This window comes from Nocardioides sp., assembly GCF_044226305.1.
GTDB lineage: Bacteria > Actinomycetota > Actinomycetes > Propionibacteriales > Nocardioidaceae > Nocardioides.
In genome coordinates, this window is sequence record NZ_JBGAHF010000006.1 from 130,449 (window position 1) to 144,614 (window position 14,166).

Annotated in this window: 13 protein-coding genes; 2 read left to right on the plus strand and 11 right to left on the minus strand. The window is 73.4% G+C overall.

Annotated features, from left to right (window positions below):
* Positions 1–7 precede the first annotated feature (7 nt).
* The gene (locus ACILQ5_RS08445; RefSeq protein ID WP_395657544.1) at positions 8–1,708 is read right to left on the minus strand and encodes an MDR family MFS transporter; all 1,701 of its coding nucleotides are present in this window, start codon (positions 1,706–1,708) and stop codon (positions 8–10) included.
* 67 nt (positions 1,709–1,775) lie between these two features.
* Here ACILQ5_RS08445 and ACILQ5_RS08450 point away from each other — a divergent pair, with 67 nt between their 5' ends.
* Positions 1,776–2,900, plus strand: a complete 1,125-nt coding sequence (locus tag ACILQ5_RS08450; RefSeq protein ID WP_395657545.1) for a calcium:proton antiporter — start codon at positions 1,776–1,778, stop codon at positions 2,898–2,900.
* 18 nt (positions 2,901–2,918) lie between these two features.
* On the opposite strand, the gene rodA is transcribed toward ACILQ5_RS08450, so the two are convergent.
* The 7 genes from rodA to ACILQ5_RS08485 all read right to left on the minus strand — a co-directional run bounded on the left by rodA (position 2,919) and on the right by ACILQ5_RS08485 (position 9,940).
* Positions 2,919–4,091 carry a rod shape-determining protein RodA gene (gene rodA, locus ACILQ5_RS08455; protein WP_395657546.1) on the minus strand — a complete coding sequence of 391 codons (1,173 nt, stop codon included), beginning with the start codon at positions 4,089–4,091 and terminating at the stop codon, positions 2,919–2,921.
* Between the two features lies 1 nt (position 4,092).
* Positions 4,093–6,207, minus strand: coding sequence for a penicillin-binding protein 2 (gene mrdA, locus ACILQ5_RS08460; RefSeq protein WP_395657547.1), 2,115 nt, complete (start codon positions 6,205–6,207; stop codon positions 4,093–4,095).
* Between the two features lie 3 nt (positions 6,208–6,210).
* Entirely contained in the window at positions 6,211–6,714 is a 504-nt protein-coding gene (gene mreD / locus ACILQ5_RS08465) for a rod shape-determining protein MreD (RefSeq protein WP_395657548.1), read from the minus strand.
* Between the two features lie 7 nt (positions 6,715–6,721).
* A complete protein-coding gene (gene mreC, locus ACILQ5_RS08470) occupies positions 6,722–7,669 on the minus strand; it encodes a rod shape-determining protein MreC (protein WP_395657549.1) in 948 nt (315 codons plus the stop codon).
* On the minus strand, positions 7,669–8,697 hold the full coding sequence (locus ACILQ5_RS08475; protein WP_395657550.1) for a rod shape-determining protein: 1,029 nt from the start codon (positions 8,695–8,697) through the stop codon (positions 7,669–7,671). The genes mreC and ACILQ5_RS08475 overlap by 1 nt, the downstream gene beginning before the upstream one ends.
* A gap of 129 nt (positions 8,698–8,826) precedes the next feature.
* A complete protein-coding gene (gene ndk, locus ACILQ5_RS08480; protein ID WP_395657551.1) occupies positions 8,827–9,234 on the minus strand; it encodes a nucleoside-diphosphate kinase in 408 nt (135 codons plus the stop codon).
* Between the two features lie 10 nt (positions 9,235–9,244).
* Positions 9,245–9,940, minus strand: coding sequence for a pyridoxamine 5'-phosphate oxidase family protein (locus tag ACILQ5_RS08485; RefSeq protein WP_395657552.1), 696 nt, complete (start codon positions 9,938–9,940; stop codon positions 9,245–9,247).
* Between the two features lie 88 nt (positions 9,941–10,028).
* Between ACILQ5_RS08485 and ACILQ5_RS08490 the strand changes: the two genes are divergently transcribed.
* Complete coding sequence (locus ACILQ5_RS08490; RefSeq protein WP_395657553.1) at positions 10,029–11,369, plus strand: PLP-dependent aminotransferase family protein; 1,341 nt, start codon at positions 10,029–10,031, stop codon at positions 11,367–11,369.
* On the opposite strand, the gene ACILQ5_RS08495 is transcribed toward ACILQ5_RS08490, so the two are convergent.
* From ACILQ5_RS08495 to ACILQ5_RS08505, 3 genes are read right to left on the minus strand one after another with little or no spacing between them, the layout of a single operon-like run.
* A complete protein-coding gene (locus tag ACILQ5_RS08495; protein ID WP_395657554.1) occupies positions 11,355–11,798 on the minus strand; it encodes a DUF4233 domain-containing protein in 444 nt (147 codons plus the stop codon). The two genes, ACILQ5_RS08490 and ACILQ5_RS08495, sit on opposite strands and share 15 nt — an antisense overlap.
* Positions 11,795–13,210 carry a bifunctional folylpolyglutamate synthase/dihydrofolate synthase gene (locus ACILQ5_RS08500; protein ID WP_395657555.1) on the minus strand — a complete coding sequence of 472 codons (1,416 nt, stop codon included), beginning with the start codon at positions 13,208–13,210 and terminating at the stop codon, positions 11,795–11,797. Before ACILQ5_RS08500 ends, ACILQ5_RS08495 begins: the two co-directional genes overlap by 4 nt.
* A 22-nt stretch (positions 13,211–13,232) precedes the next feature.
* Positions 13,233–14,129, minus strand: a complete 897-nt coding sequence (locus ACILQ5_RS08505) for a GNAT family N-acetyltransferase (RefSeq protein WP_395657556.1) — start codon at positions 14,127–14,129, stop codon at positions 13,233–13,235.
* Positions 14,130–14,166: the final 37 nt, after the last annotated feature.

The following is a 14,166-nucleotide window of genomic DNA, read 5'->3' on the forward strand; positions in this document are numbered from 1 at the left end:
GGCCGCCTCAGAGCGGGGGCTCGGCCCCGGCCTGCTCGGCCTGCCGGGCGGCCACGCTCGCCGACGTCGCCCGGAGCTCGACCGGGGGCAGCAGCAGCAGGATCAGGAACGCGAGGACGGCGACCGCGGCGGCCAGCGTGAACACCAGGTCCATCGACGTGGCGAAGCCGACCTTGAAGGGGTGCGCCAGCACCGGGTGCATCTCGTCGATGATCGAGGAGTCGTCCTGCACCTGGGCGAGCACGCCGCCCTCCGGCGAGGGGTGGGCGAGCTCCTGGACGACCGCCTTGTCGAGCGGGTTCGCGAGCACCTCGGGGTCGGTGACGGTCTGCTGCCACCGGGCGGTCTGCGCGTCCGCCTGGATCGCGTCGGCGATGTTGTCGCCCACGGTGCTGAACAGCACGGAGAGGAAGAGCGCGACGCCGATGGTGCCGCCGATCTGGCGGAAGAAGGTCGCCGAGCTGGTCGCAACGCCGATCTCGGTCGGCGGCACCGCGCTCTGCACGATGAGCAGCAGCGGCTGCATGCAGCTGCCGAGCCCGATGCCGAGCACGAACATCGCGCCGCTGACCCACGGCAGCGCGGTGTCCGCGCCGCACCGCGAGAGCAGCCCGAGGCCCACGACGATCACCGCGGACCCGACGATGGGGAACATCCGGACGTGGCCGGTGCGGGAGATGATCTGGCCGGAGCCGATCGAGGACGCCATCATCCCGACCACCATCGGCAGCATGAGCAGGCCGGACTCCGTCGGCGAGGCGCCGTGCACGATCTGCATGTAGAGCGGGAGCAGCATGATCCCGCCGAACATCGCCATGCCGACGATCACGCTGGCCGCGATCGTCACCGAGGCCGCGCGGATCCGGAAGATCCGCAGCGGGATCAGCGCGGCGTCACCCATCACGTGCTCGGCCCAGACGAACGCCACCAGCCCGATCCCGCCGACGACGAAGCAGGTGACGCTGCGGGGCGACCCCCACCCCCACTGGTAGCCCTGCTCGGCGACCGTGAGCAGCGGGACGAGCGCCACCACCAGCGCAGCCGCCCCCCACCAGTCGACCCGGACCTCGCGGCGCACGTGGTGGACGTGCAGCGTGGCCTGGACGACGACCAGCGCCAGGATGCCGATCGGCACGTTGACGAGGAACACCCAGCGCCAGCCGTCGATGCCGAGGATCGTCGCCTGGCCGGCGAAGAAGCCGCCGATCAACGGCCCCAGGACGCTGGACGTGCCGAACATCGCCATGAAGTAGCCGGTGTAGCGGGCCCGCTCCCGCGGGGAGACGATGTCGCCGATGATCGCGAGCACCAGCGTGAACAGGCCGCCCGCGCCGAGGCCCTGGAACGCCCGGAACGCCGCGAGCTGGTACATCGAGTTCGCGAAGGAGCAGAGCGCGGAGCCGATGATGAAGATCGTGATCGCGAACATGAACAGCTTCTTGCGGCCGTAGAGGTCGCCGAGCTTGCCGTAGATCGGGGTCGTGATCGTCGCGGTGATGAGGTACGCCGTCGTGACCCACGCCTGCACGGACAGACCGTTGAGGTCGTCGGCGATGGTCCGGATCGAGGTGCTGACGATCGTCTGGTCGAGGGCGCCGAGGAACATCCCGAGCATCAGGCCGGAGAGGATGGTCAGGACCTGGCGGTGGGTGTACTCCCCGGTCTCCGTCGGGCCCGCTCCGGCAGCCGGCGTCGTCTGCTCGCTCATCGCCGACCAGCCTAGAACGTGTTCCGGTCCCGGCTGAGTGGCGTTGCCCACTCCGTAGGGTTCAGGCATGAGCTGGCGCCGCCCGTCCTGGACCACGATCGCCCCGGTCGCCGCCCTCGTCGTCCTGGTGCTCGCCTGGGGCCGCCACCCCGGCACCGTGGCCGCAGCGGCGATCGCCGTCTTCCTCGTCGGCGCCGTGCTCTCGGCCGTCCACCACGCCGAGGTCGTGGCCCACAAGGTGGGCGAGCCCTTCGGGTCGCTGCTCCTCGCGGCGGCGGTCACGGTCATCGAGGTGGCCCTCATCGTCACGCTGATGGTCAGCGGCAGCGGCGACACCGCCTCGCTGGCCCGCGACACCGTGTTCGCCGCCGTGATGATCACCCTCAACGGCATCGCCGGCCTCTCGCTGCTGGTCGCCGCCACCCGGTACCGGATGGCGGTCTTCAACCCGGAGGGCTCGGGCTCGGCGCTGATGACGGTCGTCGTGCTGGCCACCTTGACCCTGGTGCTGCCGCGGTTCACGACGAGCACGCCGGGACCGGAGTTCTCCTCCGGGCAGCTCGCGTTCGCCGCGATCGCGTCGCTGGCGCTCTACGGGATCTTCGTCTTCACCCAGACCGTGCGGCACCGCGACTTCTTCCTCCCGGTCGAGACCGCGACGTCGATCGCCGAGGCGGAGGCCAGCGAGGCGGCGGTCGCCGCCGGTGAGGACGACCCGCACGCCGCCCCGCCGAGCACGCAGGCGGCGCTGGCCAGCCTGGTCCTGCTGCTGCTCGGCCTGGTCGCGGTCGTCGGGCTGGCGAAGGTCGAGTCGTACCCGATCGAGGACGCCGTCGAGGCGGTGGGCTTCCCGAGCTCGTTCGTCGGCGTCGTCATCGCGTTGCTGGTGCTGCTGCCGGAGTCGATCGCCGCCGCACGGGCGGCGGCCCGCAACCGGGTCCAGATCAGCCTCAACCTCGCCTACGGGTCGGCGATGGCCAGCATCGGCCTGACCATCCCGGCGATCGCGATCGCCTCGATCTGGCTGGAGGGGCCGCTCGCCCTCGGTCTCGAGCCGACCCAGATGGTGCTGCTGATGGTCACCGTCGTCGCCGCGGTGCTCACCGTCGTGCCCGGCCGCTCCAAGTCGCTCCAGGGCTGGGTGCACCTGGTGCTGATGGCGGCCTTCGTCTTCCTCGCGATCAGCCCCTGACGGCGACCGGCCGCCGGCTCAGCGGGAGGCCAGCACCCGGGTCGGGCGGTCGAACCGGTTCGGGACCGACGCGTGCGAGCGCAGGTGGACGTTCTGCAGCAGACCGATGGCGAGCAGTCCGGCGAACATCGAGCTGCCGCCGTACGACACGAACGGCAGCGGGACGCCGGTGACCGGCATGATGCCCAGGCACATCCCGATGTTCTGGAACGCCTGGAAGCCGAACCAGCAGGCGATGCCGGCGGCGGCGAGGCGGCCGAACACGTCGTCGCTGTGAGCGGCGATGCGCAGCGCCCGCCAGATCACGACGGCCAGCAGCGCGATCAGGACGCCGGCGCCGAGCAGGCCGAGCTCCTCGCCGGCGACGGTGAAGACGAAGTCGGTGTGCTGCTCGGGGACGAATCCCGAGCGGGTCTGCGAGCCGTCGAAGAGGCCCTGCCCGAACAGGCCGCCGTTGCCGATCGCGATCCGGGCCTGCTCGACGTTGTAGCCCGCGCCCCGCGGGTCCAGGTCGGGGTTGGTGAACGCCAGGAACCGGTCGATCTGGTACTGCTTGAGGAAGCCAGCCGCCACCGCCGCGGCCGCGGCGGTGATGCCGCCGGCGGCGAGCAGCACCAGCCAGCGCCGGGGCGCCCCGGACACGGCGATCACGCCGAAGACGGTGGCTGAGAGCACCAGCATCGTGCCGAGGTCGGGCTGGAGCAGGATCAGCGCGCCCGGCAGCCCCGCGATCACCAGCATGCCGACCACGTCGACGAGGGCGTCGCCGGCCGTGACCGTCCGCTGCCGGCGCACCTCGGTGCGCTCGGCCACCCACAGCGCCATGCCGATGACGACGGCGAGCTTGGCGAACTCCGAGGGCTGGATCGACATCCCGCCGAGCTGGAGCCACGAGCGCGAGCCGTTGACGGTGGTGCCCATCGTCAGCACGAGCACCAGCCCGCAGATCGAGCCGAGATAGACCAGCGGCGCCACGATCCGCACCCAGCGGTGGTCGGTGGCGGTCACCACGACCATCAGCACCAGGCCGATCGCGACGTTGACCAGCTGCTTGTGCAGGTACGCCCGCGGGTCGCCACCGGTGAGGTCCTCGCGGTGGCTGGTGGCCGACCAGACGAGGAGCGTGCCGAGGGTGACCAGCCCGAGCACCGCGAGGAGCAGCACCCAGTCGAGTCGGGGGGTCCGGACCATGTCAGCGCTCCTCCGACTCGTCGCGGGCCGGCGGGAGGATCGAGCCGTCCTGGGTGAACACCGGCAGCCCCTTCGGCGGCGTCGTGCCCGGGATGGCGGCCTTCGTCGGGTCCACGGTCATGCCGTCGATCCCGTAGAGCGCCTCCCAGATCTTGCGGACCGCCGGGCCGGAGGTGCCCGAGCCGGTGCCGCCCTGGCTGACCATCATCACGACGACGTAGTCCTCGTCGTAGGACGCGACCCACGAGGTCGACTGCTTGCCGTAGACCTCGGCGGAGCCGGTCTTGCCGCGGATCTTGACCTTGTCGAGCGGGAACCCGCCGAACCGCCAGGCCAGGGTGCCGACCTTCGGCGTGCCCTGGAGCGCGGTGTCGACGTACCGGATGCTGGCCGGCGAGGCGTCCAGCTTGCCGGCGACCACCGGCGGGAACCGCCGCAGGACGGTGCCGTCGGGGCTCACGATCGCCTTGGCCACCCGGGGCGCGAAGAGGGTCCCGCCGTTGGACAGCGCGGCGTACGCCCGGGCCAGCTGGAGCGGCGTCACGATCGTGTCGCCCTGCCCGATCGAGAAGTTCACGGCGTCGCCGGCCCGGTAGTAGCTGCCCTCGAGGCAGAACTCGTGGGCGAAGAGCTTGAGGAACGGCGACGGCGCGGTCCCCTTCGCGTCCATCCGGCAGTAGTAGCCCTTCATGGACCGCCAGTACTCGAGCTTCCAGTGCCGGTCGGCGATCCGGCCGCTCGCCTCGCCCGGGAGGTCGATCCCGGTCTCGCTGCCGAACCCGAAGTCCTTCGCCTCGGTCACCAGCGGGTCCTTGGCGTCGACGTCCTGCGGGTCCGAGCCGTACTTCTGCCAGAAGTGCAGGCCGACGCGGTAGAAGAAGGTGTCGCAGGAGAGCTGGAGGGCCTGGGCGAACGAGATGGACCCGTAGGACGCGGACTCGTAGTTCTTGAACCAGCGGTTGCCGACCTGGAGGCCGGAGGAGCAGTCGAGGCGGGTGTCGGACGTGAAGCCGTTGTTCAGCGCCCCGACGGTCATGATCGGCTTCCAGGTCGACCCGGGGGCGAACTGGCCCTGGGTCGCGCGCCCGAGCAGGGGGTCGCCGGCGGTCTTCGAGTAGAGCCGGGCCAGCTGCTTCTTGGTGATGCCGCCGACCCACACCCCGGGGTCGTACGTCGGCTGGCTGGCCATCGCGACGATCCGGCCGGTGCGCGCCTCCATGACGACCACGGCGCCGGAGTCGGCGACGTAGTTCTTGTGCGTGACCTCGTCGTAGGTCGCCCGGGCCGTCTGGATGGCCTGCGCGAGCTCCCGCTCGACGATCCCCTGCACCTTGGCGTCGATCGTGGTGACCAGCGTGTCGCCGGGCTGCCCGGCCACCTCGCTGTCGTCGCCGAGGACGCGACCCATCGAGTCGACCGCGACGCTCTTGTAGCCCGGCATCCCGCGCAGCCAGCGGTCGTACTCCTTCTCGACCCCGGCCCGGCCGACCGACGACGCGCCGTTGACCGAGCGGTCGCCGTCGCGCTGCGCCCGGTCGTACTCGGACTCGGTGATCGGGCTGAGGTAGCCGAGGACGTGCGCCAGGTTGATGCCGAAGGGCCGCGGGTAGGCACGCACGCTCTGCTGCTCGGCGAGCACGCCGGGGTAGTCCTCCGGCTGCTCGAGGATGCGCAGCGCGACGGTCTGCGGGACGTCGGAGGCCACCGGGACCGCCTGGTAGGGCGAGCCGTTCCAGCACATGCCGGGGACACTCCCCGACTCACCGCAGGTCACGAGCTTCTTGCGGACGGTCGAGACCGGCACGCCCACCACGCCGGCCACCCGGTCGAGGAGCTGCTCGTGCTGGTGGTCGCTCAGCTTGCCGAGGACCGACCGGTCGAGCGAGACCACCCACGAGGTGCGGTTGGCGACCAGCGGCCGGCCCTGGTCGTCGACGATCAGCCCCCGCTGCGGCTGGACGACGATGTCGCGCACCGACTGGGAGGCGGCCTGGGCGTGGTACTCCTCGCCGCCGACGACCTGGACGTAGTAGAGGCGCGCGGCCAGGGTGGCGAACAGCGAGAACACCAGCGCCTGGATGACGATCAGCCGGAGCCGGCCGGAGCGGGTCGCCATCGGCTAGGCCAGCGAGGGTTCGAGGCGGCGGAAGAGCATCATCACCGGGGGCAGCACCAGCGGCGTGAGCAGGACGTCCCAGACCATCGCGACCACGATCACCTCGAGCAGCTCGGGCACCCCGATCGGGTCACCGAGGACCACCCCGGTCAGCGCGAAGACCGAGGTGCCGACGAACGACGACGCGGCGACCGTCGCGACGACGGCGGTCGCGGACGGGCCGACGTCCTGGCGCACCCGCCCGGCGACGTACCCGACGACGACGAGCGCGAGCGCCCACCGGCCGGCGAGGTGGTCGGCGGGCGGGGCGAGGTCCAGCGCGACCCCGGCGACGAAGCCGAGGACGGCGGCGAACTGGGGCCCGCGGGTCAGCGCGGCGCCGACGACGACGAGCAGGCAGAGGTTCGGGACGATGCCGTGCCAGGCCAGGTGCGGGAACAGCGTCACCTGGAGGACCAGGGCGACGGACACCGCCGCGAGGGCGACGAGGGCGCGGATCCAGCTCATGGTCGGCTCACCTCAGGCTCCCGTCCGCCTCGATGATCGAGCGGTCGCTGGCGGTCCCGGACGGGACGACGACGCCGACCAGGTCGAGGGCGCCGAAGTCGACGTAGGGGTCGATGACGGCACGCTGGGCGGACTCGCGGACGCTGCTGTAGACGTGGGTGACGCGGCCGACCGGGACGCCGGACACGTAGGGCCCGCCGGCCTCGCTCCCCCAGGTCACGACGGCGTCGCCCTCGGCGGGCACGGCGGTCTGGTCGACCAGCTCGAGGTCGAGGCGGCCGTCGCTGCCCAGGACGCCGCGACCGTGGAGCAGGCCCACCTGCATGCTGCGGCCGACCCGGGCGCCGACCACCGAGTCGGCGTCGACGATGAGGAGCACGGTCGCGGTGGTGTGGGTGACCCGCAGCACCCGGCCGACCAGCCCGTCGTTGTCGACGACCGTCTGGTCCGGACTGACGCCGGAGTCCGAGCCGGCGTCGATGGTCACCGTGCGCGAGAAGGACTGCGAGGGGCCGATGCCGACGACGCGGGCCGGCACCAGGCTGCTGCCGATGCTGCGGGCCGCGGCGGTGAGGCCGTCGTACTCGGCGAGCCGGTTGCGGTTGTAGTCGCCGGTGGCGAGGTCCGAGCGCAGCCGGGAGTTCTCCGCGCGGAGGTCGAGCAGGTCCTGCTGCATCGCGTCCCGGGAGCGGAACCAGCCCGGGACGGCCGTGAACGGCCGGATCGCGGTGGCGGCCCCGACCTCGACCGGCCCGAAGACCTCGCCGACGGCCTGCCGGGCCGACTCGACCGGGGAGCCGTCACCGCCCTTCGCGTCGAGCGTCATCAGGCTCAGGGAGGCGAGGACGAGCGCCACCAGCAGCGCCGGTGACGACTTCTGGGCCTCGGGCCCACGCCAGCGGCGCTCGCGGCGCCGGCGGTCGAGCCGGAGCCGGCCCAGGCCGTCGCGACCCATCAGCCGCGCCTCAGGTCGCTGACCAGCACCTGCTGGAGGGCCTCGAACTCCTCGACGCACTTGCCCGCCCCGAGGGCGACCGAGGTGAGCGGGTCCTCGGCGACGTGCACCGGCATCCCGGTCTCGTGGCGCAACCGCTCGTCGAGGCCGCGGAGCAGCGCGCCGCCACCGGTGAGCACGATGCCGCGGTCCATGATGTCGCCGGCCAGCTCGGGCGGGGTCTGGTCGAGGGTGCCGCGGACCGCGTCGACGATCGCGTGCAGCGGCTCCTCGAGGGCCTGGCGGACCTCGGCGCTGGACACCACGACGGTGCGCGGCAGCCCGGAGACCATGTCGCGGCCGCGGATCTCGGCCTCGGGCTCGTCGGGCAGCGGGAACGCCGACCCTAGGGTCATCTTGACCTCCTCGGCGGTGCGCTCGCCGAGCATGAGGGAGTACTCCTTCTTCATCCAGGCGACGATCGCCTGGTCGAGGTCGTCGCCGGCGGTGCGCACGGACAGGCTGGTGACGATGCCGCCCAGCGAGATGACCGCGACCTCGGTGGTGCCACCGCCCACGTCGACGACCATGTTGCCGGTGGCCTGGTGCACGGGGAGGCCGGCGCCGATCGCGGCGGCCATCGGCTCCTCGACGATGTAGACCCGGCGGGCGCCGGCCTGGTAGCCGGCCTCCTTGACCGCGCGCTGCTCGACCGCGGTGATGCCGCTCGGGACGCAGATGACCATCCGGGGCTTGGCGAAGTAGCGGCGCCGGTGCACCTGCTGGATGAAGTAGCGCAGCATCTGCTCGGTCGCGTCGAAGTCGGCGATGACGCCGTCCTTGAGCGGGCGGATGGCGGTGATGTTGTCGGGCGTGCGGCCGATCATCCGCTTCGCCTCGTGGCCGACGGCGAGGATGTCGCCGGTGGAGTCGTTGAGCGCGACCACGCTCGGCTCGTCGAGCAGCACGCCCTTGCCGCGCACGTAGACGAGGGTGTTGGCGGTCCCGAGGTCCACGGCCATGTCGCGGCCGATGAAGCTGTTCGCCATGCGTCGCCCTGTCGCTGTCGCACCGGTGGTGCTGGTGGGGAAGGTGTGACAACAGGCTACGAAGCGATCACGCGACCGCTCGGGACGACACGCGGCCGGACCTGCAGATTCGTCCCGGCCGGCGAGGGGTCAGAGGCCGGGGAACCAGATCGCCGTCTCGCGAGCGGCCGACTCCGGCGAGTCCGAGCCGTGCACGAGGTTCTCGCGGTTGGACAGCGAGTAGTCGCCCCGGATCGACCCGGGCGCGGCCTTGCGGCCGTCGGTGGCGCCGTTGATCGACCGGACCACCTCCACCGCGGAGTCGCCCTCGAGGACCAGCGCGACCAGCGGGCCGCCGGTCACGAACGCCCGCAGCGGCGGGTAGAACTCCTTCTCGACGTGCTCGGCGTAGTGCGCGTCGGCCGTGGCGGCGTCGGCGGTGCGCTGCTCCATCGCGACGATCGTGAGCCCCTTGGCCTCGTAGCGGGAGATCAGCTCCCCGACGAGGCCGCGGCGGACCGCGTCGGGCTTCAGCAGGACGAGCGTGCGCTGGGTCATGTCGCGGAGACTATCGAGCCGCCGGCCGGTGCGCGCTCCGAGCCACCACATCGGCCGGGACCGGACCGACGGCGTCCGGGTCCGGCACCGGCTCCCCCAGCACCCGGCGCAGCGGGAGGTGCCCGCCCCAGGTGCCGGCCGCGACGTCGGCCGGCTCGTCGACGGGCCCGCCGGCGCGCGCCTTCATCGACGCCTCGTGGAGGGGCACGGCGAGGACCGCGGTCGCGGCCAGCTCCTTGCGGGTGCTCGGCCGCAGCGTGCCCGACCGGCCCGGGATCATGTGGTCGACGATCAGGTCGAGCGCGTGCTGCCGCTCCTCCGGGTCGTCGACCACCCGCGCCGCGCCGATGACGACCGCGGAGCGGTAGTTCATCGAGTGGTGGAACGCCGAGCGGCCGGCGACCAGGCCGTCGAGCTCGGTCACGGTCACGCAGACCGTGCTGTCGGTCGCGGCCCGCAGCCAGCCGGCCGCGACCGAGCCGTGGAGGTAGAGCGTGCCGTCGGCGTCGGGCCCCTCGGGGTCGACGGCGAACGCGGTCGGCAGCACCACCGGGTGGCCGCCGACGACCACCCCCAGGTGGGCGACCAGCGCGTCGGCGAGCAGCGCGTGCAGGGCGGCGCGGTCCTCGACCGCCCGGTTGCGGCCGCGACCGACCGTCGTCCGCGCGGTCGGCGAGAGCGGGGTGGGCAGCGGTGTCGTCGTCACGGGACTAGCCTGGCGTCGAAGTGGCCTGCTGACACGGGCCAATCCGACGCCAGATCAACAGGACACTTTGCTCCGGGAGAGGAACCGGATGGTCACCCTGCCCGTCACACTGCCGATCACCCTGGACCGCTCCCTGCCCGGGTCGCTGGGCGGTCAGCTCTCCGGCCGGGTCCGCGACCTGCTCGTCGACGGCACCCTCGCCCGGGGCGACCGGCTCCCGAGCAGCCGTGCCCTCGCCGGCGAGCTCGGCGTGAGCCGGTCCGTCACCGAGCAGGCCTACGAGCAGCTCCTCGCCGAGGGCTGGCTCGAGGCGCGCCGCGGCTCGGGGACCTACGTCGCTGCGACCGGCGCCGCCCGCGCCGCCGTACCGACCCGGGTCGGCGCGCGGGCGACCCCGGCGCTGGTCCGGCTCGACGCCGGGACGCCGTGGATCGACCCCCGGCACGGCGCCGGCTGGCGGCGGGCCTGGCGGGAGGTGTCCACGGCGCGCCCGCCGCGGGGGTACGACGACCCGCGTGGCCTCCCCGAGCTGCGGGCGCTCCTCGCCGACCGGCTGGCCCGGACCCGCGGCCTCGCCGTCGACCCGGACGAGGTCGTCGTCACCAACGGCACCACCGACGGCCTGCGGCACCTGCTCACCGTGCTGCCGCCCGGGCCGGTGGCGCTGGAGGACCCCGGCTACCGCGCCGCGGTCGAGACGGTCCGCGGCCTGGGGCGCCCGGTGCGGGACCTGCCCGCGCTGGCGCCGGTCACCGACCTGCGCGGGGCGGTCGCGGCCTACGTGACGCCGGCCCACCAGCACCCGCTCGGCCGGGTGCTCCCGGGGCCCGAGCGGGTCGCGCTCCTCGCCGCCGCCGGTGCGGCGGAGGCGGTCGTGGTCGAGGACGACTACGACTCCGAGTTCAGGTACGACGTCGCGCCGGTGCCGGCCCTGGCCAGCCTCGACCGGGGGCGGGTGGCCTACCTCGGCACCGCGGCCAAGTCGGTCGCGCCCTCCCTCCGCCTCGGCTGGCTGGTCCCGCCGCCGGCCCTCCTCGACCGGATCAACGACCGCCGGGTGGTCACCCACGAGGGCGCCGCGTGGCCGGTGCAGCGCGCCTTCCTCGCGCTGCTGCGCGACGGGTACGTCGACCAGGTGGTGCGCAGCGCCCGGCGGGTCTACGCGGAGCGGGCTCCGCGGGTCGCGGCCGCGCTCGCGCCGTACGCGGAGCCGGCCGGGCCGGTCGCCGGGATGTACTCGACCTGGCTGCTGCCCGAGCCCGACGCGCTGCGCGCGCAGGAGGCGGCCCGGCGGGCCGGCTTCGGCGTGGCCCTGCTGTCCGGCTACTGCCGGTCCAGCGGGCTGACCGGGCTGGTGGTCGGGTTCGGCGGCGTCAGCGACGAGGAGCTCGACCGCGCGCTGGCCGCGCTGGTCTCAGGCCTCGGGTGAGCGGCGCGCGGCGTCGTAGGCGGCGTAGGCGGCGTCGCGCTCGCGCTCGATCCGGCGACCCAGGAGGTAGGCCGAGCCCCACAGCAGCGCGAAGATCCCCCCGAGCACGAACATCAGCGGGATCACGAAGCCGAGCCCGACGGCGGCGCCCTGGATGACCCAGCCGACGCTGTAGGCCCACTCCGCCCGCAGCATGCCGGCCAGCAGCAGGCAGGCGACGGCCAGCCCGAGCCCGACCCAGAGCGCGGTCGCGGTGTCGACGCCGGCGACGCTGATCATCACCGGCGTGGTGAGGCCCAGGGTCACCGCCTCGAGGCTGAGCACCGCGGCGCACATGCCGCGGCGCGGGGACCGCTCCCGCTCCAGCGGGAGGTCCGGGGGCAGGTCCGGGGGCAGGTCCGGGGGCAGGTCGTCGGGGGCCGAGGTCACGAGCGCTCCCCCGGGCGCACCAGCAGCGAGCGCGCCTCGCCGACGGTGACGACCGACCCGGTGACGAGGACGGCCCCGGAGCCCAGCGGGTCCCCGAAGGCCTCGCCCGCCTCGGCGAGCGCCGCCGCCTGGTCGATCGCGTCCGAGAGCCGCGTCGCGACGCTGACCCGGTCCTCGCCGTAGATCTCACGGGCGACCTCCGCCAGCCGTTCGGCCGGCAGGGCCCGGTCGGTCGAGCTCTGCGTGCACACGACGTGGGCGAGCACCGGCTCGAACGCCGTCAGCAGCGCCTCGTGGTCCTTGTCGGCCATCACGCCCACGACGCCGATCAGCGGGGAGAACGCGAACGAGTCCTCGATCGCCTCGGCCGCCGCGGCCGCGCCGTGGGGGTTGTGGGCGGAGTCGAGCACGACGGTGGGGCTGCGCCGCACGACCTCGAGGCGGCCGGGCGAGGTGACCTCGGCGAAGGCGGCGCGCACCACGTCGGCGTCCAGGGCGTCGCCGCCCACGAACGCCTCGACCGCGGCCAGTGCCACGGCGGCGTTCTGCGCCTGGTGGGCGCCGTAGAGCGGGAGGAACACCTCGTCGTAGCTCGCGCGCAGGCCCTGCAGCGAGACCACCTGGCCGCCGACCGCGGGCACCCGAGTGACGACCCCGAAGTCGACGCCCTCGCGGGCGACGCTCGCGCCCACCTCGGCGATCCGCTCCCGCAGCACCTCCTCGACCTCGGGAGACTGCTGCGCGAGCACCGCGACCGAGCCCGGCTTGATGATGCCGGCCTTCTCGACGGCGATGTCGGCCGGCGTGCCGCCGAGGTACGCCACGTGGTCGACGGCGACCGGGAGCACGACGGCGACCGCGGCGTCGGCGACGTTGGTCGCGTCCCACGACCCGCCCATCCCGACCTCGACGACGGCCACGTCGACCGGGGCGTCGGCGAACGCGGCGAACGCCATCGCGACCACGGTCTCGAAGAACGACACCGGGTGCTCCTGGCTGTCGTCGACCAGCTGCAGGTAGGGCGCCACGTCGTTGAAGGCCCGCACGAACTGCTCGTCGGTCAGCGGCTCGCCGTCGACCGAGATCCGCTCGGTCATCCGCTCCACGTGCGGGCTGGTGAACCGCCCGGTGCGCAGGTCGAGCGCGCGCAGCAGGGTGTCGATCATCCGGGAGGTCGAGGTCTTGCCGTTGGTGCCGGTGAGGTGGATGACGGGGTAGCCGCGCTGCGGGTCGCCGAGCACCTCGGTGATGGCCTGGATCCGGTCCAGGGACGGCTCCAGCCGGCTCTCGGGCCAGCGGGACAGGAGCGCGTCCTCGACCTCGTCGAAGGTCTCGGCCAGTCGGGGGGCCAGTCGGGGTTCCGGTCGGGCGTCCGGCTGGGGGCTCAGGCGGTCTGCGGGGGTCTCACTCATCGTGGGACGAGTCTAGGGACTCTCAGCCCACCAGCAGATTCACCATGTCCACCACCGGCCGGTAGCCGACGGCCTCGTAGATCTTGTTCGAGGTCGGGTTGGCCTGGTCGGTGAACAGGCAGGCCCGGTCGCCCGCCTCGACGATCCGGCGCGACACCTCGGCGACCGCGGCGCTCGCGTAGCCGCGGCCACGGTGCTCGCCCGGCGTGTAGACCGGGCCCACCCGGACCACGCCGTACGCCGGCGGGTTGGTCGCGGTCAGGTGCACGGTCTCGCCGTCCTCGTCGTCCCAGAGGAAGACCACGCCGGCCGCGATCCGCTCGAGCACGTCGGCCATGGTGAACGTCTCGGTCGGCGAGCCGTGCTCCCCCGTGCGCCCGGCCTGCTCCGCGGCGGCCCGGCCGAAGGCGCGGTACCACGCGAGCACCAGGTCGGCGTCGGCCGTCGTGGCGGGCCGCAGGCCCCCGGGAGGGGCCGGGGGCACCACGAGGTCGCCGAGCTCGAAGAGCCGCAGGTGCTCGTGCACGGTCACCGTCGCGCCGGTGAGCCGAGCCGTCTCGTCCGCGACCCGTCGCGCTGCGGGCAGGGCACCGTTCACGCCACCCAGCACCTCGCCCCGCTCGTGCAGCACCCGGGCCAGCTCGACGGCAGCGTCGTCCGGCATCGGCAGCACGTAGGCGGGGTAGGGCTCGAACGGCGCGGTCCGCATCGCCACGCCGACCACGGACTCCGTGTCGTCCCGCACGAGCGCCCACCAGCGGTGCGGGCGGTGCGGCGCCCCGGCGTGGTCGCGGCCGCTCGCCAGCCGCGCCGTGACCGTGGCGACGACCGTGGTGACCACCGGGTCGGCGGCCAGGTGGTCGCCGGCCGCGGCGAGGAAGGCGGCGGGATCGTCGGTGAGCTCCAGGTCGAACGGCATGGGGGAAGTCAGCCATCGCGGCACCCGCCGCACAACC

What these genes read in the sequence shown, in the direction of transcription:
- ACILQ5_RS08445 (WP_395657544.1), bottom strand. Translation starts at nt 1,708, where the DNA reads ATGAGCGAGCAGACGACGCCGGCTGCCGGAGCGGGCCCGACGGAGACC.
- mreC (WP_395657549.1), bottom strand. Translation starts at nt 7,669, where the DNA reads ATGGGTCGCGACGGCCTGGGCCGGCTCCGGCTCGACCGCCGGCGCCGC.
- rodA (WP_395657546.1), bottom strand. Translation starts at nt 4,091, where the DNA reads ATGGTCCGGACCCCCCGACTCGACTGGGTGCTGCTCCTCGCGGTGCTC.
- mrdA (WP_395657547.1), bottom strand. Translation starts at nt 6,207, where the DNA reads ATGGCGACCCGCTCCGGCCGGCTCCGGCTGATCGTCATCCAGGCGCTG.
- ndk (WP_395657551.1), bottom strand. Translation starts at nt 9,234, where the DNA reads ATGACCCAGCGCACGCTCGTCCTGCTGAAGCCCGACGCGGTCCGCCGC.
- ACILQ5_RS08505 (WP_395657556.1), bottom strand. Translation starts at nt 14,129, where the DNA reads ATGCCGTTCGACCTGGAGCTCACCGACGATCCCGCCGCCTTCCTCGCC.
- ACILQ5_RS08490 (WP_395657553.1), top strand. Translation starts at nt 10,029, where the DNA reads ATGGTCACCCTGCCCGTCACACTGCCGATCACCCTGGACCGCTCCCTG.
- ACILQ5_RS08475 (WP_395657550.1), bottom strand. Translation starts at nt 8,697, where the DNA reads ATGGCGAACAGCTTCATCGGCCGCGACATGGCCGTGGACCTCGGGACC.
- ACILQ5_RS08500 (WP_395657555.1), bottom strand. Translation starts at nt 13,210, where the DNA reads ATGAGTGAGACCCCCGCAGACCGCCTGAGCCCCCAGCCGGACGCCCGA.
- ACILQ5_RS08450 (WP_395657545.1), top strand. Translation starts at nt 1,776, where the DNA reads ATGAGCTGGCGCCGCCCGTCCTGGACCACGATCGCCCCGGTCGCCGCC.
- mreD (WP_395657548.1), bottom strand. Translation starts at nt 6,714, where the DNA reads ATGAGCTGGATCCGCGCCCTCGTCGCCCTCGCGGCGGTGTCCGTCGCC.